Below are 20780 nucleotides of genomic sequence, written 5' to 3'. Positions count from 1 at the left end.
TATGAAAAAAATTTTAATGATTAGTCTATTAATACTAACATGCACATCATGTGCAACAGTAGCATTATTAGGTGTAGGAGCGGCTGCAGGTGCAGCGACAGTAGTTGCAGTGCAACATAAGGATGAAATTAAAGATTTTTCAAAGAAATTTGAAAAGAAAGATAAAAAGAAAGAAAGAGCAGTAGAATCAAAATACAGTGAAGAAGTAAACGAAGCATTCAAATAGTAGAGAGGCCACAGTGGCCTTTTTACTTTCAAAAAGGAGGACATATGATACAGACTAGCAATCTTTCTATGCAATATGGAGGAAGAAAGCTATTTGATGAAGTAAACGTTAAGTTTATACCAGGTAATTGTTATGGGATTATAGGGGCAAATGGTGCAGGAAAATCAACATTTTTAAAGATATTAAGTGGCGAAATTGAGTCAACTACAGGTGAAGTTGTAATACCAGCTGATAAGAGATTATCATTTTTGAAACAAGATCACTTCGCATATGAAGATGAAACAGTTTTAAATGTAGTCTTAATGGGTCACAAAAAGTTATATGATATAATAACAAAGAGAAACGAATTGTATTCTAAGCTTGAATTTACAGAAGAAGATGGGATATTAGCATCTGAACTTGAAGGTGAATTTGCAGAATTAGATGGTTGGGATGCTGAAACAAATGCAGAAAAGATTTTAATAGGTTTAGGAATAGATGAAAGTCTGTTAAATAAAAAAATGGAATCATTAATAGAAGCAGATAAAGTAAAAGTATTGTTAGCCCAAGCTTTATTCGGAGAACCTGATATACTCCTTTTAGATGAACCGACAAATGGGTTGGATATAAAGGCATGTAATTGGTTAGAAGATTTCATAATTAATTTAGAAAATACAACAGTATTAGTAGTTTCACACGATAGACACTTTTTAAATAAAGTTTGTACACATATAGCAGATATAGACTATGGTAAAGTAAAGATATATGTTGGAAACTATAATTTCTGGTATGAATCTAGTCAACTTTTACAAGAACTATTAAGAAATCAAAATAAGAGAATAGAACAAAAAAGAAAAGAGTTACAGGACTTTATATCTCGTTTCTCAGCTAATGCTTCAAAATCAAAGCAAGCAACTAGTAGAAAAAAAGAATTAGAAAAATTACAATTAGAAGATATACAAGTTTCAAACAGAAAATATCCATTTATAGATTTTAAACCAGAACGTGAAGCTGGCAATAATATGTTAAAAGTTAAGAATATTTCTAAAACTATTAATGGAGAAAAAATATTAGATGATATTAGCTTTGACATTAATACAGGTGAAAAGGTAGTCTTTTTATCTGATAATGACTTAGCAATAACAACCTTATTTAAAATATTAAGTGGAGAATTAGAAGCAGATTCTGGAACTTATGAATGGGGTATTACAACAAGTAGATCATATTTCCCTAAAGACAATAATCAATATTTTGAAAATGTAGAATTGAATTTAATTGATTGGTTGAGACAATATTCGACAGATGAACATGAAGAGTATATACGTGGTTATCTAGGAAGAATGCTTTTTTCAGGTGAAGAGGCTAAAAAAGAAGCTAAAGTCTTATCAGGTGGAGAAAAAGTTAGATGTATGTTAGCACGTATGATGTTATCTACTGCAAATGTACTATTGCTAGATAATCCAACAGATCACCTAGACTTAGAGTCTATAACATCATTAAATAAAGGATTAATTAAGTTCAATGGAACAATCTTATTCACAACAAAAGACCATGAATTTAATCAAACTGTTGCTAATAAGATAATTGATATTAAGGAAGATAAAGTAGTAGTTTCATTATCAACATATGATGAGTATATAGGATTGGAGAGTTAAATTGAAAAAACATGTAGGAAGTCTTGAAGTAATAACTGGTAGTATGTTTTCAGGAAAGAGTGAAGAATTAATACGTAGATTAAGAAGGGCAAAATACGCAAAACAAAAAATGCTTGTTTTTAGTCCAACAATAGATGATAGATACGGAGTAAATGGTATTTATTCACATAATAAAAATAATGTTAGTGCATATTCAGTAAAAGATGTTAATGAAATGACTAAGATATTATACGGAAATCCTGATACTGAAGTAATAGGAATAGACGAAATACAATTTTTTGAAAAGAATGTAGTAGATTTTTGTAAAAAATGTATAGAATTAGGTAAAAGGGTGATAGTAGCAGGCTTGGATTTAGATTTTAAGGGAGTTCCTTTCCAACCATTACCAGAATTAATGGCAATAGCAGATGAAGTTGAAAAATTATCGGCCATATGTACAGTTTGTGGTAATAAGGCATATGCAAGTCAAAGATTAATTGATGGTAAGCCAGCATATGACGATGATCCTTTAGTTGCAGTTGGAAGTGATGAAAAATATGAAGCAAGATGTAGAATGCATCATATTGTTAGAAAAAGAACAGTAAATCCAAATTTAATTGAGTTTGTAGTACAATTAGATAGTGATAGTAAGAAAATAGAGAATATTAAAAGTTTATCAGGATATAATATAGTAAAGTTAGATATAAGCAAAAAAGTAAAAGAAATAAGAGAAAATATACTAAAATTGCATGGTGAAGATAGAAAGATTGCTATTTTAATACCACATAGTATTTCTAGTAGAATAGAAGGTAAATATGAGGTATTAGACTTAATGGCAGAGTTTGTTAAGTGCTCTAACATTAATATATTATCAGATGATAAGTTTGAAAATTTAATAACAACTTGCTCACTAATAAGAAAGTGCGAATTGAATATAAAAAATATATATTTAACATGTGATAATAAGACAGATGTTGAAAAGATTAAAAAGAATATAGGAATTATACCAATATTCATCTAGGAGGAATATTTATGAAAAAATATTTATTATTTAGTTTACTAGTATTATCAGTTAATTTGCAAGCTTCAAAAGTAGTTTCAAGTGATAAAGGTTTTTTTGACAAGATTTTAATAAAAAAAGAGGTATCTGAAAAAATACAAGGTAGATTTGATAGTCAAAATGATATAGCAGTAGTTTCAGATGAAAGTGTTGATGACATAAGAAGTAAAGAAGATGCATTAAATGGATTGAAAAAGCAAATTTCATCATATGCAAAATCTGTATTAGTTGGATACTTAAAGAAGGCTAATTTAGTTGGTGAAGGATTTAATGAATATAAAATGGCTGAATTTGGTGATGAATTAGCAACTCGTATGATACAAGAAAATAGATATGATATTGAAGGTGTTTGGGAAGATAGAAATACTGGTAAATACTATACACTAGTAAAAGTAAATAAAAAAAATATAGATGAAAAATGTAGAAAAATATTTAAAAATAGACTAGAAAAGGTAATACAAGTATTAAATGATTTGAAAGAAGGACTATAATTGATAAAAGTAAGTAAGTTATACAAGTATTATGGCAAGGTTTTGGCGAATAATAATATTAACTTTACTATTAATGATGGAGAATTTGTTGTAATTTTAGGACCTTCAGGAGCAGGTAAGTCTACATTACTAAATATATTGGGTGGTATTGATGTTGCTAGTGAGGGGAAAGTTGAAATAAATTCAAAAGAAATTTCTAGTATGAACGAAAAGCAATTAACTGAGTATAGAAGAGAATATGTAGGATTTGTATTCCAGTTCTATAACCTAATGCCAAATTTAACAGCTTTAGAAAATGTAGAGCTTGCTTCAGAACTAGTAAAAGATAGTATAGATGCAAAATATGCATTAGAACTAGTCGGTCTAACTCATAGGCTACACAATTTCCCACAAGAATTATCTGGAGGTGAACAACAACGTGTTGCAATAGCAAGGGCGATTGCTAAAAAACCTAAGATACTTTTGTGTGATGAGCCTACAGGAGCACTAGACTATAATACAGGTAAGCAAGTATTGAAATTACTTTATGATATATGTAAAAAAACTAATACCATTGTTGTAGTAATAACACATAATAAAGCAATATCAAAGATGGCTGATAGGGTTATAGAAATAAGCGATGCTAAGGTAAAAGATGAATATATTAATGAAGTTATTACACCTATAGAAAAGATAGAGTGGTAAGTATGAAAGCAATAAATAAAGATATATTGAGGGAAATTGTAAAGTCTAAAAGTAGATTTTTAACCCTAATCTTGATTGTTTTTTTAGGCTCTTTAACCTATGTAGGTTTAAATTCAACAGTATATGACATAAAAAAATCTGTAGATACTACAATTAAAAAGAATAATATGTATGATATTAGGCTTGATGCACCAGCTGGGTTTACAGATTATGATATAAATTTACTTAAAAATTTTAAGGATGTAGATAAGATTGTATTCTATAACGAAACTATAGACTATGATAAAAAGATTCTATACATAGAATCAGAAAATACAAAATACGATATGTCATATTTACAAAATAAGATAATAAAATCAGGTATAAACATTAAAAAAGTCAGTTTTGTTGCACCAAAAAAGGATAGTTTAAAAAATGTTGCTGTAATATATTTGAAAAATAGTAAAAAGTATAATACTTTTAGTAAGAAATATCTAGATTATGTGAAAAATGTTAAGGAAAATTTAAATGTATTACTTGCTAAAAGACCACTTGAGCGAAAAGAAGAGATAAATAAGGAATTAGATGAAGGTTTAAATAAGTTAAATCAAGGGTTAGACAAATTAAATAGTAAAAGAGAAGACTTAATTAGAAATAGGAATAAAATTCTAATTAGTGAAGGTAAATTAAAAGAAGAAAAAATAAAGTTTTTAAATGCAAAGCAAGAAATTTTAAATGGTAAAGCAGTAATAAAAGAAAATGAAGAAAAAATAAATGAAAAAACTGCTACTTTAAATGGAAAATATGCTGAAGTACTAGATGGTTTAAATAAAATAAATCAAAATTTAAATAAGATGCAAGAAGGTCTTGCAAAAATCAGTGTAGAAGAAAAAAAGATAGATGAAAATGAAAAGAAGTTAAATGATAATTTAGGCTATTTAAGTAAGGAAAAGATACAGGAATATAGAAAAAAGATAAGCGATGGTAGAGCTAAATTAAACTTAGAAAAAGAAAAGATAAATAATACTTTGGAACAAAAAAAATCTCTAGAAGGAATAAAAGCACAACTAGAAAAAGGATTAGCTGAGTTAAAAAATGCTTCTAATACACTAGAGGATAAAGAAAGAAATTTATCAAATCAAGAAAAAGAATATAATGAAAAATATAGTGAAAATTTAAATAAATTTAATGTTTCATATGAAAAATTAAAAGAGGCTAAAATAAAGTTAGTTAAAGGTCATAAAGATATAAGCAAAGTTAAGATGGAATTGCAAAATAAAAAGAATGATCTTGATAAGAAAAAGAAATATTTATTAAAGCCAGCTTATGTAGTAGGTACAAGATATGATAATAACGCTTTTTTAACATTATATAATAATATAAAATCAACTAAGATTATGTGTTATCTATTCCCTGCTTGCTTTTTTGTAATAGGACTTTTTGTTACAGTAACTACTATGATTAGATTTTCAACAGAACAAAGAGTTACTATAGGAGTATATAAGTTTTTAGGATATAAAAATAAGTATATTATAAAAAAATTCTTAATATATGGTTTAGTTCCAACAATAATAGGACTATTTTTAGGAAGTTTAGGTGGAACAATAGTACTTCCAAAAATAATAGCACCAACACTAGTTGTTGACTTTATCCCTATATTCAAAAATATTAAAATATATTTTGTTCCTACATATTCTATTGTAATAGCCATTGCATTTATACTCTCAATAACAATAGCAATACTTGCTGTTGTAATTAAACAATTGAATGAAAAGGTTGTAGACCTTTTAACAGGTAGAGAAAATGAAAAAGGTAAGAGAATATTACTAGAAAAAAGTATATTATGGAAGAGATTGAATTTTTCTAAAAAAATACTATTTAGAAACCTACTTAAGTATAAGGGAAGAATGTTTATGACCATACTTGGAATAGGAGCTTGTACAGCATTAATATATCTAGGTATATCATTACATTATTCAATATCAGATATTACAAGATATCAATATAATAAAGTTAAAAAATATGATGCTGTTGTATATTTCCAATACGATGCACCTATTGAAAAGAAAGAAGAATATTTTAAGAATATCTCTAAGTTTTCAAAGATATTTAAACTATACACTGTGCCTGTAAAGTACAGTAAAGATGGTCTTGATTATCAATTATCACATGAGTATTTGATAAGTAATAATGATGAAGACTTTTTCAATTTTAAATTAAATCAAAATGAGTCTGTTATATCAATCAAAACATCTAAGATATTACATAAGAAAAAAGGTAGTAATATTACAGTATATGATATATATAATAGACCTAATAAAATCAATGTAAATGGTGTATTTAAAAACTATATCTACCAATATATTTATACAAAAGATACAACAAAAGAACCCAATGCAGTATTAGTTAAGTTTAATAACAAGACAAAAGATATAGAAAAATTATTAGATAATGAGATAGTATATAGCATTAACACTAAGGAAGATACAAAAGAATTTTTTGAAAAACAAATTAAGAGTTTATCTAATGTAGTAGTATTAATGATAATACTTGGTGCAAGCCTATCCTTTATTGTTACATATAATCTTGGGAATATTAATATAATAGAAAGAAAAAGAGAATTAAGTACATTAAAAGTTTTAGGATATAGAAAAAGTGAAATGTATTTGTACATCTTTAGGGAAATATTTATACTTGCCATAATCTCAACATTATTTGGCTTGTATATAGGGCGTAAGTTACATTTGTTCTTAGCACTAATGTTTAAGACATCACCTATACAACCAGTAGTTGCATTAAACTATAAGCCATTTTTATTCTCATTTGTATTATCAATGTTTTTTGTAGTCTTAGTCTGCAGCTTATTAATCCAAAAAATAAATAAAATAAATATGATAGAAGCATTGAAAGCGAGTGAATGATGGCAACTAGTTATGAACGATTAGAAATATTAGTAAAAAAAGAAGGCATAGAAAAATTAAATAAATCAAGTTGTATAATATTCGGTGTTGGAGGAGTAGGTTCTTTTGCTGCTGAAGCAATAGCAAGAAGCTTTGTAGGAAATATATCCTTAGTAGACTTTGACACTGTGGATATTACTAATATAAATAGACAAATACATGCTAATATAAATACTGTAGGTAGACTAAAAGTAGAGCTTATGAAAAAAAGAATATTAAGCATTAATCCAAATTGTAATATAAATATATGTACTGAAAAGCTTAGTAAAGAAAATATAGAAAAGTTTTTTGATAAAAAATATGATTATGTAATTGATGCAATTGATGATATGGATGCCAAAATAGCTTTAATTAGTTATTGTTTGTATAAAAAAATAAAGATAATATCATCAATGGGGTTAGCTAATAGATTAGATCCAACAAAAGTCTACATAGGTAAATTAAAAAATACCATAGGTTGTGGACTTGCAAGAAGATTAAGAAAAGAATTTAAGGATAAGAATATTAATGTAGTTGCATCAACAGAACACGCAATAAAACACGATAAACCTCATCCAGGAAGTGTTAGCTTTGTACCATCTGTTGGGGGATTGATGTTAGCAAGTTATGTTGTGAGAAAAATATTAGAAGAATAGAGATTTAAAAGGTCTCTATTTTTATTATAAATAAAAAATTAAAAAATAAATTGAAAAAAATAAAAAAAATGGTATAATTTATAATAATATTTTAAGGAATGATATGTATGATTATAAAAATAGAGAAATTATCAAAAAAATATAAATTAAATAAAAATTTTTCTATAAAAGATATAAATACACAAATTTGTAATGGAGTATATGGACTTATAGGTGAAAATGGTTCTGGTAAAAGTACGTTTCTAAAGACGATTGCCACAATTTTACCCATACAAAGTGGAAATATAAGTGTTGATGGTGAAGATGTATCTAAAAATATATTAGAATTTCGAAAGAAAATAGGATATTTACCACAAGATTTTGAATTTTTTGAGAGCCTGACATGTTATGAAATGCTTGAGTATATATCAACATTAAAACAAAATAAGGTTATTGAGGAAGAAATTGATAATTTATTAAGAGAATTTAATCTTTTAGATAAAAAATATTGCAAAATAAAAACCTTATCTGGTGGTATGAAACAAAGATTAGCTATATTACAAACAATTTTAGGTGGTTCTAAAATAATAATATTAGATGAGCCTACAAATGGACTTGATCCTATAGAAAGATTAAGATTTAGAAACATTATAACTTCCTTGTCAAAAGATAGAATAATTATTATATCTTCTCATATAATTTCTGATATAGCTATACTATGTGAGAATATAGGTATAATGAAAAAAGGAGAACTTGTATATACAGGATCTGTTGATAATTTAATAGAAAAAATGCAGAATAAGATATATATTAAAGAAATAAAACAATATGAAAAAATAGAAGAATATAAGAATTTAATCTCAATATTAAGAAAAAAGAATTCTTATGAAATAAGAATGTATTCGAAGAATGAAAATACAGGTTTTATTAAAGCTGAACCAACTCTTGAAGATGCCTATTTTTATATTATGAATTTAGGTGGTCAGCTTGAATAATACGTATTTTAAGCTAGTAAAGATATTTGTCAATGAGGGATATAAAAATGTAAAAAATTATGTAATATTTCATATAATACTAATTTTATTTCTGCTATTTTTACAATTTTTTGATATTCATGATGTTAAAACTCAAATGTTTGCTAATTTATTCGCAGTTATTGTTATAATGATTAATTCATATTATTCATGTAAGATATTTTTTAGTGATAAAAGAAGTTGGCTAGTTTTATTTTCAAAATCAAAAGAAGTTATAATATTGTGTTTTTTAATAAATATACCTTATTTTTTATTTATAAATTTACAATTAGTCATGTTAGGTTCTAAAGCCCATATAGCTATACTGTATAGCTTGTTTCAATATTTATTTTCAATTTCATTTGGAATATTTTTAGGGGTGTATTTTAATATAATTCCTATATTTATACTGGCGATTATTAATTTTATATTTTTTAATGTATATAATGCAACATCGTATAATAATGTATTATCTGTAAATACATTTTTGTATAATCTTGATGTTCTGAATTATTCAAGTATTTTATCAATTTTATGTATTAGCATATTTAGTTTTTTATGTATAACATTCTATTTTTTTAAGGAGAAAAAATTTCTATATTTATTACTTATTCCTGTTTTTATCAATGTATTTTCTATAGGCTATGAATACTTAAGTTATATGAAAGTAAAGAAGGAAAGTTATAAAAGCTTTAATATAGACGGATATATGTGCTATTATAAAGGATTAAAAGAGAAAGATGCTAAGCTATTGGGCGAAATATTAGTATATTCTTTAGAAGAATATGACAAAATACTAGATGTTAGTGAAAAAAGAAAAATCTATATAGAAAAAGCATATTTAAACGATGTGTTATGGATAGGTAATAGTAAACCAAAATCTTTTTTATCGGATAAAGATAAAGTTACTATAAATGTTTTATCTGATGCAATGATTAATTTTAATAATATAGATATTTTTTCAAAAAATTATGTAGATGATGTTATAGATGTAGATAATTATATAAATGTACCTAAAAATAGATATCAAAGACATTTATTACAAGGTATATCAAGTGCTATTGGCAGAAATGTTGGTACTAGATTGAAATATAATAAACTAAAAAACTATTATGACTATTATTTGAATTTTTTCTATAATACAAAATATAGACCTAATAGGTTTAATTATGTATATAATGTTGCTGGATATATTTATATAAAAAATACTGATGAATTTAAGAGACTATATTTAGAGAGTTATAAAATAAATAATGATAAAGAATTTATAGAATTATTGAAAAATAAATTTAATAATTTATACTACGATAAAGATGTTAATTATATTATAACTGAAGCATTTAGAGGTAAAAAACATGAATAGAGTAAAAAATATATTATACTATATATTGGTTTATATTGTATTTGGTATAATAGATACAAAGTTTCATTTTATTTTGACAACAGAGTATATGTTTTCATATAGATTTATTACACATCAAATAATAATATTATTTACTATACCATATATTGTTAATAAGTATATAAATGAAAAAAATATTAGAATTATCAGTAATTATTTAAAGTTGTATATAAAAGATTTAGAAAAATATATAGGCAGAATATTGTTTGATGTAGTTTTTACAAATATATTTTTTTTCTTGATAGGACAAGTGGTATTTTTTATAATAAATAGAAATATTAATATACATTATGTGTTATTCATGATTATTGAAATATTGGTATCTATAATAATAATTTTTTCTATGTCTTTATATTTTAATAAAAATATTATAGTTTATGGAATTTATTACATTTTGTTAATATCAGGTTTAGTTGTTAATAAATGTTGGATATCGTTAGTGTTGACCATAAAATTATTAGATGATAATATACTTTATTTATATTTAAGTAGAATTATAATTCTAGTATTATTTAGTTCAATGTATATTTTAATAAAGAATAGATTTATAAGAGATATAGAAGGAGAAAATTGTAAAAATTAATTAGAAAAATAATAAAAAATATGCTAAAATATGTTGAGGTGATAGATATGAAAAAGTTAATTGTGCTATTATCAACTTTAATTACAATTCTATCTTTTTCGTTTGTTAATGGAACTTATTCTGCTAAGAAAAGTAATGGTTCATCAACTTCAGAAATGACAATCATATGTAGAAATGGTAAGATAATGTCTGTATCATTTGATGAAAAGATGGCAAATGGGAATAGTTTAAAATTAAGTGATAATTTCTTTGCCAATCAAACATTGAGCTTATCACAAAGTATAAGAGAACGCAACACTATTGATGGTGTTAAAATTGATTTAGGTAATAATAATTATTCATCAGATTTTAAAGAATTATTTAGATTTTTAGAAGATAAAGCAAAAAAAGGTGAAGTAGGTTCATTTAGATTGTAGTTAAATATGGCTTTTAGTTTTTGACTAAAAGCCTTTTTTTTGCTATAATTTCCTAAGAGGAACGGTATGAGAATAGATAAATTTTTAGCAAATTCTGGTGTTGGTTCAAGATCAGAAGTAAGAAAAATTATAAAACAGAAAAAAATATATGTTAATGATGTATTAGTTAAAGATACATCATTTAATGTAGATGAAAAAAATGATATAGTTCTTTTTGAAAATAGGGTGGTTACATATAAGCCATATGTGTATATTATGTTAAATAAACCGAATGGTGTAGTAAGTGCAACATTTGATAAAAAATTAAAAACAGTAATAGATATATTAAATGGTGATTACAAGACATATGAACTATTTCCTATTGGAAGATTAGATATTGATACTGTAGGGCTATTAATCTTAACAAATGATGGCAAGTTAGCTCATAATTTATTAAGTCCTAAGAAACATATAAAAAAGACATATTATGTTGAATATATGAATGAACTTAGTAATGAAGATAAGCTTAATTTGCAAAAGGGTGTAGATATTGGAGGATATATTACTAAAAGTGATGCAAAAATAGAGGTATTATCTAGTAATTCATGTTATCTTACAATATCTGAAGGTAAATTTCATCAAATAAAGAAAATGTTTAATGCAGTTGGTAATAAGGTAACCTATTTAAAAAGGGTTAAAATGAATAATTTAGTTCTAGATGCAAATCTTAATGAAGGTGAGTATAGAGAATTAAGTGACAGTGAATTAAAATTATTAAAGGAATAATTATGGTATATATTGTTAATAAGAATGATGAGCATGAATTAATTTCTATGATACTAGACTATTTAAATATTGAATATACATATTGTGAAAAGACAACTGAAGAAGTATTAGATTTAATTGAATCCAAACAATATGAGGGTATTTTTTTAGATAATAATTACAAAGATTATTTAAAAAGTAATTTTAAAAAGACGTATTATAGACTGTATAAGTATATAAACTATATTTCTTTAGAAAATGGTGAAATTAATCCAAGAAATACAATATATGAAGGATTTAAAGAGTTTTTACTAGATGAAAAATTTGATATTTCACAAAAAACAATATTAATTCTTGGAAGTACAAAACAAGCAATTTCAATATACAACGCTCTAAAGGATATATCAGATCCTGTTGTATATATTGCAACTATTACTGATGAATTAGATATAAAGTTAAGACCTGGGGATAGAAAAATACGTAAGATTGAAATTGTCAATCTATTAAAAGCAGACTACATTATTAACGCAACAGAGATGGGTAATGTAAAGGCAATTAATACATGTATGTTAGAGGGTGTGAACTTAATACCAACTAACTATGCTTTTGATTTAATTACTTATCCTTTTAAAACAAGCTTATTAAGAAAATATGAATTAAAAGGTGCAAAAGTTTATTCAGGCCTTATACTCCTAATTTATAGGGTGTTAAAGAGTATAAATTGTGATGACTATTCACAAGTAAGTAAGATATATGACTATATATTAGAAAAGGAGAAATGTAGATGAATCAATATGAAAATTTAGATAAAGCAGCTAAACTTTTGGGTGCAGATATGGATAAATATTATAGTGCAAAAGAAGAGTTTTTTAAAGATAAATATATGTGCATAGCAGATTATTTAGGCTATGAAGATGATGGTGAAATACAAGAATTTGCACAATTCTGGTACTATTATCTAGCCGATAATACAAATTGTTTCTTTCATAATGTAGGAGCAAAGGGTTATGTTAAGGTTATTAAAAAATATTTAAATAATAATGAGGTAAAAATGAATTATGTAGACTTTGATGATTATGGTGAAAAAGAAAGCTACTATTCAGAAACTTTATTCGATATTTTAGTAAGTGATGTAAGATACAATATGGTGGATAAGACTATGGATATTTTTGGACTTAATGTTGGTTATGAATCAATGATATATTATGTCTTACCTAAAGAAACTTTAAAACAATTAAAAGCTATGGATGACTTTATTGTTTTTGATTGTCAAAAGTTGGAAGAAATTTATGGAGAAATATATAAATTAAAAACTGAAATAAAAGATGCACCAGATGTAAAAATAGGGGACTTTGTAGAAAAGATACCAAATGAAGAAGATTCATACAGTACCTTATTTGATAATAAGACAAGACAAAATTATACTATTGAAAGCATACCAACTGATAAAATGGAGCTTTACCTATAATGTTTAGAATACTTTGTCTTGATGGTGGTGGATCGAGAGGATATTTTACAGCAAGTATAATAGAAAATATTGAAAAAAGATATAATATAAAGGTTAATGAGTATTTTGATTTAATTGTAGGTACAAGTACGGGAGCAATAATAGCAGGTGCAATAGCAGTGGATGTTGATGCAAAAGATATTACTAGAATGTACCTAGAAGAGTATAAAAATGTTTTTAAATCATCAATACTAAAAGGTATTTTTTCAAGTAAATATGAGAGTGATAAGCTAAGAGTTTTGCTTGAGAATAACTATAAGAACAAAGATTTTAAAGATGCAAAAACCAATCTTTTAATTACAGCAACAGATATATTAAGTTCAGAACCTCAAATATTTAAGTCATGGGATTCTAAAGGAGTTAGATTAATTGATGCTGTTATGGCATCAGCATCAGCACCTATATATTTTGAACCTCATAAAATTAAAGGTAAAAAATATATAGATGGTTGTATATGGTCTAATAACCCAAGCCTTGTAGCACTAGTAGAGGCTATATCTAAAAAAGGTTTTGCTAAAAAGATGAGGGATATAAAGATATTATCTATAGGCACAGGTAAGAATAGTGAAGAATTAAAAAATGAAAAAAGTGGTTTAATTTCATGGTCTAAAGACATTGTACCACTTAGTCTAAAAACTAATGTAGAGGCAGTAAATATACTAACTGAAAACTTATTAGAAAAAAATTTTTTACGTATAGACTTTTATTGCAACGATAAAATTTCAATAGATAATATACCAGAATATATATTAACAAACAGTGATAAGATTTTTGATGAATTTACAGGTAGTTTAGATATATTCTTTAAAAATCAAAGTATATTTACAAGATTTATTAGCAAAATATTTAATTATGGGAGAAAGAAATGAGTGAAACTTTATACAGAAAGTATAGACCCAATAATTTTGATACTGTATTTGGGCAAGAATACATTAAAAAATCCATACAAAATGCATTAGATCAAAATAAATTAGCACACGCATATTTATTTAGTGGTCCAAGAGGTGTAGGTAAAACTACAATTGCAAGAATAATTGCAAAATCTGTTAATTGCATGAAAAATGGAATAAGTTCAAAACCTTGCCTTAGTTGTGAAAATTGTGTAAGTATAGCAGAGGGTAATAATTTAGATATAATAGAAATAGATGCTGCTTCTAATAGAGGTATTGATGAAATACGTTCATTAAAAGAAAGTATTAATTACCAACCAGTTAGATGCAGAATGAAAGTGTATATTATAGATGAAATACATATGTTAACTAATGAAGCATTTAATGCACTACTTAAGACATTAGAAGAACCACCTAAACATGCAATCTTTATACTTGCAACTACTGAAATTAATAAACTCCCAGATACTATTATTTCTCGTTGTATATGCTATAACTTCAAAACATTAAGTGAAAATGAAGCAATAGATATGATGAGAAATTGTGTAGAAAAAGAAAATATTAAAATAGATGACGACAGTCTAAAGTTAATATTTAAAAAATCAGGTGGTAGTGCAAGGGATGCCTTTTCTATACTTGAACAAATATCATCAACTAATTTTGGAGAAGATATTACAGAAGAATTAGTTAAAAAGACTTTAGGTATGGTGCCTCGTGAATATTTTGTTAAATTTAATGAATACTTGAAAAATGAACAAAAAGAAGAGTTAATTAAATTTGTTGATGAAATGTATGAAGATGGAATACAGATTGAACAGTTTTTAAAAGATTTTTGTGATTTTCTAAAAGCAAATGAAAAAGATATAGACTACATTAGTTTGGTAATAACAAACATCTATTCTTCTTTAAATATATTTAAGAATGAAGACGATATACGTATTATAGTCTATATCATAATATACAATATACTTAAGGTTAAAAAGACTGTAAGTACAGTTAGTGTATCTACTAATGTTAAAAATGTTGAATTTGACTACAAGAAATTCTTAAATCAATTAAAAGAACAAGGGATGTTAATACCATATTCAGTTTTATCAGAGTTTAAGTTTGTTGAGATAAAAAATGCAAGTATATATATTAAGCAAACAACTAATAGAGAATATACGAAAGCGATAATAAGTGACTATGAGTATAGACGCCAAATAGAAGAGCAAATATATGATATGCTAGGTGTTAGATACACGCTAGAGATTATAGATAAAAAATATATGAAAAATTTTGACGGTTTCTATGACAAGGTTAGAAGTCTATTTGAAGCTGAAAAGATTTAGAAAGGATACACAATGAAAATTAAGGTAATATTACTAGATACAATTAAGGGAATTGGTAAAAAAGATGAAATTGTAGAAGTTAAAGACGGATATGCAAATAATTTCCTTTTCCCATCAAAAAAAGGTGTACCTGCTACACCAGAAAACTTAAATAAGTTAAGACAAAAAGGTGAAAAGAAACTTAAAGATGAAGAAAAAGAAGTAAAAAAAGCCTTAGAACTTAAAGAAAAATTAGATGGTAAGTCAATAACATTGAGTGTAAAATCAGGAGAAAACGGTAAAGTGTTTGGTTCTATAGGTTCTAAGGAAATTATTGAAAAGATAAAACAAGACTTAAATTACAGTGTAGATAAAAAACAAATGCCAACAGATGTACGTATAAAAGAAATTGGTATACATAAAATAGTATTGAAGTTACATAATAAGATAAGTGCAGAAATAAAAGTTACTGTAGTAGGTGTTTAAAATGTCAGAAGATTTAAACATTGAATATATTGAAGAAGCAATACTAGGTATGATGATATCAAATTCAGATAGTATAATGCCAATAATTGAAAGATTAATGCCTGAAGATTTTACCAAAAAGATTAATGGTGATGTATTCCAAGTTATGGTAAATTTATATAATGAATATACATCATTTGATGCCTTAGTATTAGAAAAAGAGTTATCAAAAAATGGTAAATTAAATTTATTTGGTGGGCGTAGTAAAATAGCAGAATTGCTAGAAAATGCACCAGTTGCGACTAATTTAGAAGCTTATGTTGATATATTGAAGGATAAATCCATAAAGTTAAGATTAAAAGAAGCTTGCGATACCATTGTTAGCGAGATAAATAGAGACTATAAGCAAGCAAAGGAATTACTTGATTTATCACAAGCAAAAATATTTTCAATTGAAGCTGAAAAAACCAAAGATCCTATAGTTAGCATAAAGTCATTAGGTGAAGAAAGAAGAAGAAAGATAATAGAGCTTAGTGAAACTGGTAATAAAGACATACTAGGTATACAAACTTCATTTAGTGAATATGATAAAATAACTGGAGGATTGCATGGGTCAGACTTATTAATATTAGCAGCAAGACCTGCTGTGGGTAAGACAGCATTTGCAATAAATCTTGCAATAAATGTTGCAAAGCAAAAAAAGACTGTCCTATTTTTCTCACTAGAAATGGGTAATGAACAGTTATATAATAGAATACTTTCAATTTGTTCAGGTTTATCTGCTAAGAAAATAAAGGAAAATAACTTAAATCAAGAAGAACTTTTTAAGAGTACAAAAACTGAAGAAGTTATAAAGGATTATCCTATATATATTGCAGGTGATGCTACTGTAACAGTTCTAGATATTAAAAATTATGCAAGAAAGTTTAAGATGAATAATAATCTTGACTTTATAGTAATAGACTATCTGCAATTGATAAGTAGTACATCACAAAATAAGCAAAGAGAACAACAAGTATCAGAAATTTCTAGATCATTAAAGCTATTAGCGAAAGAGTTAAATGTTCCTATACTTGCATTATCGCAATTATCAAGAGGAGTTGAAAATAGATCTGATAAAAGACCAATGTTATCAGATTTAAGAGAATCTGGTGCCATAGAACAAGATGCCGATCAAGTCATTTTTTTACATAGAAATGATTATTACGAAAGAGAAGAAGATAAAGGGGAAAAAAAGGGTAATGACAATGTACAAAAGGTTGAAGTTATAATAGGAAAGCACAGAAATGGTTCAACAGGCACACTATTTTTAAGCTTTGACTTAAGTTGTCAAAAATTTAAAGACAATATTTATACACAAGGAGGGAATAATTGAATAAAGTAGAATTACTATCACCAGCAGGAAACATGGAAAAATTAAAAGAAGCATTTCACTTCGGGGCAGATGCCTGCTATATAGGTGGAGGTGCATTTAATTTAAGAGGAATGTCAGCTAATTTCAGAAATAAGGAGTTAGAGGAAGCTATAGAATATGCACATAAATTAGGTAAGAAAATCTACGTAACACTAAATATATTTGCACATAATAAAGATATAGACTATATGCCACGGTTTATAAAATTTCTGGATAGTGTAAAAGCAGATGGTGTAATAGTAAGCGATTTAGGGGTATTTAGCCAAGTTAAACAATATGGTCCTAACCTTGATATACATATTAGTACGCAGGCAAATAGTATAAATTGGGCGACCGTTAAAGCATGGCGTGATATGGGAGCAACTAGAGTAATACTAGCACGTGAAATGACTTTAAAGGAAATTAAAGAAATTAAGGATAAAGTTCCAGGAATACAAATTGAAGTATTTATACATGGTGCAATGTGTATGGCATATTCTGGTAGATGTCTATTAAGTAACTATTTTACAAATAGAGATGCAAACAGAGGAGTATGTGCTCAAGATTGTAGATGGAAGTATAAGGTAGTTGCAGAAGATCATGAGGCACATGGTGCACATGATATTATTGAAGATAAAGAAGGTACATATATATTTAATGCTAAAGACTTGTGTACAATAGAATTTATTGATAAAATAATAGAAGCAGGAGTTGACTCATTAAAAATTGAAGGTCGTATGAAGAGTATTTACTATAACTCTACTGTAACAAAGCAATACAGAAAGGCAATAGATAAATATTATTCAGGTAATTACGAATATGACCCTAATTGGAAGTATGAACTTCAAACAATAAGTCATAGATTGTATTCTAAAGGATTCTTCTTTGGAAAAACTAATGAAAATGACCAAAATTATGATACAAATATATCATATAGTCAAACTTATCAGTTAGTTGCTAATGTTATGGAAGTCTTGGGAGATAATAAGTACAAGATATATATTAGAAATAAGTTGGATGCAACTAAAGAAGAATTAGAGTTAATAAGACCAAATGTTGATCCTATTAAATTCAGAATTGATGGTTTTATTAACACAAAAAATGATGAATTTACTACAGTTGTTAATCCAAACACAATTGCTATCATATCAACAGATGTAGAAATGGGAGAACTTGATTTATTAAGGATAAAATTGCCTATAGGGCAAGCTGAATCAGATATAGATACTGAAAATATTTAGAGGTAGTTATGAAAGAAACAATATTAATCATCGAAGATGAAGAAAAAATCGCAAGATTGATTGAAATGGAATTAAAATTTGAAGGCTATGATGTTGAAAAGGCCTTTGATGGACGAACAGGATTAGAAAAAGCTTCTACAGGTAAATATGCCTTAGTTTTACTAGATCTTATGTTACCTAAAATGAATGGTATGGAAGTATGTAAGAGGTTAAGAGAAAAATCAACTGTTCCTATCATAATACTAACTGCAAAAGATGATATTACTGATAAAGTAATAGGATTAGATTATGGTGCAGATGACTATATGACTAAGCCTTTTTCTAATGAAGAACTTATCGCTAGAATAAAGGCATTGTTACGTAGAACAGTAACAATGGTTAAGCCAGATGTTTTTGAATATGAGGATTTAAGAATAGACTACAAGGCATACGAAGTATATAGGGGAAAAGAGTTAATAACATTGTCAAAGAAAGAATTTGACCTTTTAGACTGCTTGGTCACAAATAAAGGGATTGTACTTTCTAGAGATAGAATACTAGAGGATGTTTGGGGATATGGATATGAAGGAAACGATAACATATTAGACCTTTACATAAAATATGTTAGAGATAAAATTGATAAAAATCATCGCAGAAAATTTATACAAACTGTAAGAGGGGTAGGTTTTGTATTTAAATGATTAAGCGAATTAAATTAAAATTAGCAGATAGAATATCTGTAACATTTGTTATCTTTTTCCTAATAATCATGTTTTTTTGTGGATTTTTCGTTGTAAATTTCTTTAATTTTCAAAATAAGAATAACAACAAGATATCATATGAGAAAAAAATGGTTGAGATTAATGACTTTTTAAATAAGGTTTCAAGTTTTTCTGAAAAATACAATACAATAACACTTGAATTTAATCCTAAAATAGAAAATCAGTCAGTTGTTTATTCAAAACCATTTGAACCAGGTATAGAAAAATATGAATATATAATTAGAATAAGAAATGCAAAAAATTATGATGAAATCGCATTAAATACTTTTACATCTAAGAATACAGGAAAAGTTCATGATATAAAAAAGGATATATCTGAAATTAATAAGTTGATTGGTAAAAACAAAATTAATAAGAATCATCCTATACACTACAAAAAGAATGAACATATTTATGATGTAATAAGAATTAGTAGAAATATAGGTGGAAATGTATTTGATGTGTATATAGTTAAAGATGTGACAGGTGATATTACGATAATAAAAACATTAATACTTTTATTCTTACTATACACCCTTTTATCACTTGCGATAATTGTTTTCATGACTAATATATTAACATCTAAAATTTTAAAACCAGTAAATAGCATTATTAAAACTGCATCTTCAATATCAACTAACGATTTGACAGTGAGAATTAATAATACAAATACTGGTGACGAATTAGATACTCTAATTAATATAATAAACAATATGTTAGAAAGACTTAATATAGCTTTTGATAATCAGTCTAAGTTTATCTCAGATGTTTCACATGAATTAAGAACGCCTCTTGCCATTATTAAAGGTTATGCAGAACTTATGAAACGTCATGGATCATCTACTAATGATTTAATAAATGAATCAGTTGATTTAATTATTAATGAATCAATGAATATGAAGAACTTGGTAGATAAATTACTATTCTTAGCAAAAGGAGATGCAAATACTGTTAAGATAAATATAGAAACATTTGATTCAGTTGGATTTATCAATCAAGTGTATACAGATGCACTGTTCTTTGCTAAAGATCATGAAATAGTAATAGATAGAAATGAAAAATATACTATACTAGCAGATAGAAGCTTGCTATTACAAGCTATTAGAACAATGATAGAAAATAGTGTAAAATATTCACCTAAGGGTTCTAGTATATATGTAAATTCATCTTATGATCAAGAGAAAAAAGAAGCTGTAATATCAATTAAAGATGAAGGAATAGGTATAGATAAAAAATATTTTGATAAAATATTTGAAAGATTCTATAGAGTTGATGAATCTAGAACAAAGGATACTGGTGGAACAGGATTAGGTTTATCAATAGTTAAGAAGATAATATCTATACATTCTGGTAGTGTAGAAGTAAAATCAGAAATAAATAAGGGTTCAGAATTTATACTACATATACCATCAAAAATTCATAAGGAAAAGAGCTAGAAAAAACTAGCTT

Annotated in this window: 21 protein-coding genes; all 21 read left to right on the top strand. The window is 26.2% G+C overall.

Translation table 11 applies throughout. The features are described 5' to 3' along the window. Nucleotide 1: 1 nt before the first annotated feature. The 21 genes from IMK15_RS00915 to IMK15_RS00815 all read left to right on the top strand — a co-directional run bounded on the left by IMK15_RS00915 (nt 2) and on the right by IMK15_RS00815 (nt 20767). Nucleotides 2-226, top strand: a complete 225-nt coding sequence (locus IMK15_RS00915; RefSeq protein WP_192941553.1) for a hypothetical protein — start codon at nt 2-4, stop codon at nt 224-226. Between the two features lie 44 nt (nt 227-270). Continuing rightward, a complete protein-coding gene (locus IMK15_RS00910; protein ID WP_192941552.1) occupies nt 271-1860 on the top strand; it encodes an ABC-F family ATP-binding cassette domain-containing protein in 1590 nt (529 codons plus the stop codon). A gap of 1 nt (nt 1861) precedes the next feature. Next, nucleotides 1862-2860 carry a thymidine kinase gene (locus IMK15_RS06600; RefSeq protein ID WP_192941551.1) on the top strand — a complete coding sequence of 333 codons (999 nt, stop codon included), beginning with the start codon at nt 1862-1864 and terminating at the stop codon, nt 2858-2860. 11 nt (nt 2861-2871) lie between these two features. Then, the gene (locus tag IMK15_RS00900) at nt 2872-3390 is read left to right on the top strand and encodes a hypothetical protein (protein WP_192941550.1); all 519 of its coding nucleotides are present in this window, start codon (nt 2872-2874) and stop codon (nt 3388-3390) included. After that, a complete protein-coding gene (locus IMK15_RS00895; protein ID WP_192941549.1) occupies nt 3391-4074 on the top strand; it encodes an ABC transporter ATP-binding protein in 684 nt (227 codons plus the stop codon). A gap of 2 nt (nt 4075-4076) precedes the next feature. Next, entirely contained in the window at nt 4077-6974 is a 2898-nt protein-coding gene (locus IMK15_RS00890) for an ABC transporter permease (RefSeq protein WP_192941548.1), read from the top strand. After that, nucleotides 6971-7648, top strand: coding sequence for a ThiF family adenylyltransferase (locus IMK15_RS00885; protein WP_408022185.1), 678 nt, complete (start codon nt 6971-6973; stop codon nt 7646-7648). Before IMK15_RS00890 ends, IMK15_RS00885 begins: the two co-directional genes overlap by 4 nt. Before the next feature lie 107 nt (nt 7649-7755). Next, entirely contained in the window at nt 7756-8622 is an 867-nt protein-coding gene (locus IMK15_RS00880) for an ATP-binding cassette domain-containing protein (protein ID WP_192941547.1), read from the top strand. 679 nt (nt 8623-9301) lie between these two features. Beyond that, entirely contained in the window at nt 9302-10003 is a 702-nt protein-coding gene (locus IMK15_RS00875; RefSeq protein ID WP_192941546.1) for a hypothetical protein, read from the top strand. Next, a complete protein-coding gene (locus IMK15_RS00870) occupies nt 9996-10625 on the top strand; it encodes a hypothetical protein (protein ID WP_192941545.1) in 630 nt (209 codons plus the stop codon). The genes IMK15_RS00875 and IMK15_RS00870 overlap by 8 nt, the downstream gene beginning before the upstream one ends. A gap of 47 nt (nt 10626-10672) precedes the next feature. After that, complete coding sequence (locus IMK15_RS00865) at nt 10673-11041, top strand: hypothetical protein (protein WP_192941544.1); 369 nt, start codon at nt 10673-10675, stop codon at nt 11039-11041. Between the two features lie 66 nt (nt 11042-11107). Further along, nucleotides 11108-11806, top strand: coding sequence for a pseudouridine synthase (locus tag IMK15_RS00860; protein ID WP_192941543.1), 699 nt, complete (start codon nt 11108-11110; stop codon nt 11804-11806). A 2-nt stretch (nt 11807-11808) separates the two neighbouring features. Then, entirely contained in the window at nt 11809-12573 is a 765-nt protein-coding gene (locus IMK15_RS00855) for a hypothetical protein (RefSeq protein WP_192941542.1), read from the top strand. Next, nucleotides 12570-13253: a hypothetical protein gene (locus IMK15_RS00850; protein WP_192941541.1), complete on the top strand. Its 684-nt coding sequence runs from the start codon at nt 12570-12572 to the stop codon at nt 13251-13253. The genes IMK15_RS00855 and IMK15_RS00850 overlap by 4 nt, the downstream gene beginning before the upstream one ends. Further along, nucleotides 13253-14161, top strand: a complete 909-nt coding sequence (locus IMK15_RS00845) for a CBASS cGAMP-activated phospholipase (protein ID WP_192941540.1) — start codon at nt 13253-13255, stop codon at nt 14159-14161. Before IMK15_RS00850 ends, IMK15_RS00845 begins: the two co-directional genes overlap by 1 nt. Beyond that, nucleotides 14158-15513: a DNA polymerase III subunit gamma/tau gene (dnaX, locus tag IMK15_RS00840; protein WP_192941539.1), complete on the top strand. Its 1356-nt coding sequence runs from the start codon at nt 14158-14160 to the stop codon at nt 15511-15513. Before IMK15_RS00845 ends, dnaX begins: the two co-directional genes overlap by 4 nt. Nucleotides 15514-15525: 12 nt before the next feature. Continuing rightward, nucleotides 15526-15978 (top strand): 50S ribosomal protein L9, encoded by a 453-nt coding sequence (gene rplI / locus IMK15_RS00835; protein WP_046328660.1) that lies wholly within the window; start codon nt 15526-15528, stop codon nt 15976-15978. A gap of 1 nt (nt 15979) precedes the next feature. Next, a complete protein-coding gene (gene dnaB, locus IMK15_RS00830) occupies nt 15980-17332 on the top strand; it encodes a replicative DNA helicase (protein ID WP_192941538.1) in 1353 nt (450 codons plus the stop codon). Continuing rightward, nucleotides 17329-18591 (top strand): peptidase U32 family protein, encoded by a 1263-nt coding sequence (locus IMK15_RS00825; RefSeq protein WP_046328662.1) that lies wholly within the window; start codon nt 17329-17331, stop codon nt 18589-18591. The genes dnaB and IMK15_RS00825 overlap by 4 nt, the downstream gene beginning before the upstream one ends. Nucleotides 18592-18599: 8 nt before the next feature. After that, nucleotides 18600-19271 (top strand): response regulator transcription factor, encoded by a 672-nt coding sequence (locus tag IMK15_RS00820; protein WP_046328663.1) that lies wholly within the window; start codon nt 18600-18602, stop codon nt 19269-19271. Next, nucleotides 19268-20767 carry a HAMP domain-containing sensor histidine kinase gene (locus tag IMK15_RS00815; protein WP_192941537.1) on the top strand — a complete coding sequence of 500 codons (1500 nt, stop codon included), beginning with the start codon at nt 19268-19270 and terminating at the stop codon, nt 20765-20767. Before IMK15_RS00820 ends, IMK15_RS00815 begins: the two co-directional genes overlap by 4 nt. Nucleotides 20768-20780 lie beyond the last annotated feature (13 nt).

Origin of the sequence: Sneathia sp. DSM 16631 (genome assembly GCF_014892235.1) — a bacterium.
Classification (GTDB): Bacteria; Fusobacteriota; Fusobacteriia; order Fusobacteriales; family Leptotrichiaceae; genus Sneathia; species Sneathia vaginalis.
The sequence above is the reverse complement of the archived record's forward strand: the minus strand, read 5'-3'. Positions and strand labels throughout refer to the sequence as shown.

Coding starts and splice junctions, on each gene's coding strand:
- IMK15_RS00915 (WP_192941553.1), top strand. CDS start 2: ATGAAAAAAATTTTAATGATTAGTCTATTAATACTAACATGCACATCA.
- IMK15_RS00910 (WP_192941552.1), top strand. CDS start 271: ATGATACAGACTAGCAATCTTTCTATGCAATATGGAGGAAGAAAGCTA.
- IMK15_RS00900 (WP_192941550.1), top strand. CDS start 2,872: ATGAAAAAATATTTATTATTTAGTTTACTAGTATTATCAGTTAATTTG.
- IMK15_RS00890 (WP_192941548.1), top strand. CDS start 4,077: ATGAAAGCAATAAATAAAGATATATTGAGGGAAATTGTAAAGTCTAAA.
- IMK15_RS00885 (WP_408022185.1), top strand. CDS start 6,971: ATGATGGCAACTAGTTATGAACGATTAGAAATATTAGTAAAAAAAGAA.
- IMK15_RS00880 (WP_192941547.1), top strand. CDS start 7,756: ATGATTATAAAAATAGAGAAATTATCAAAAAAATATAAATTAAATAAA.
- IMK15_RS00875 (WP_192941546.1), top strand. CDS start 9,302: ATGAAAGTAAAGAAGGAAAGTTATAAAAGCTTTAATATAGACGGATAT.
- IMK15_RS00870 (WP_192941545.1), top strand. CDS start 9,996: ATGAATAGAGTAAAAAATATATTATACTATATATTGGTTTATATTGTA.
- IMK15_RS00865 (WP_192941544.1), top strand. CDS start 10,673: ATGAAAAAGTTAATTGTGCTATTATCAACTTTAATTACAATTCTATCT.
- IMK15_RS00860 (WP_192941543.1), top strand. CDS start 11,108: ATGAGAATAGATAAATTTTTAGCAAATTCTGGTGTTGGTTCAAGATCA.
- IMK15_RS00855 (WP_192941542.1), top strand. CDS start 11,809: ATGGTATATATTGTTAATAAGAATGATGAGCATGAATTAATTTCTATG.
- IMK15_RS00850 (WP_192941541.1), top strand. CDS start 12,570: ATGAATCAATATGAAAATTTAGATAAAGCAGCTAAACTTTTGGGTGCA.
- IMK15_RS00845 (WP_192941540.1), top strand. CDS start 13,253: ATGTTTAGAATACTTTGTCTTGATGGTGGTGGATCGAGAGGATATTTT.
- dnaX (WP_192941539.1), top strand. CDS start 14,158: ATGAGTGAAACTTTATACAGAAAGTATAGACCCAATAATTTTGATACT.
- rplI (WP_046328660.1), top strand. CDS start 15,526: ATGAAAATTAAGGTAATATTACTAGATACAATTAAGGGAATTGGTAAA.
- dnaB (WP_192941538.1), top strand. CDS start 15,980: ATGTCAGAAGATTTAAACATTGAATATATTGAAGAAGCAATACTAGGT.
- IMK15_RS00820 (WP_046328663.1), top strand. CDS start 18,600: ATGAAAGAAACAATATTAATCATCGAAGATGAAGAAAAAATCGCAAGA.
- IMK15_RS00815 (WP_192941537.1), top strand. CDS start 19,268: ATGATTAAGCGAATTAAATTAAAATTAGCAGATAGAATATCTGTAACA.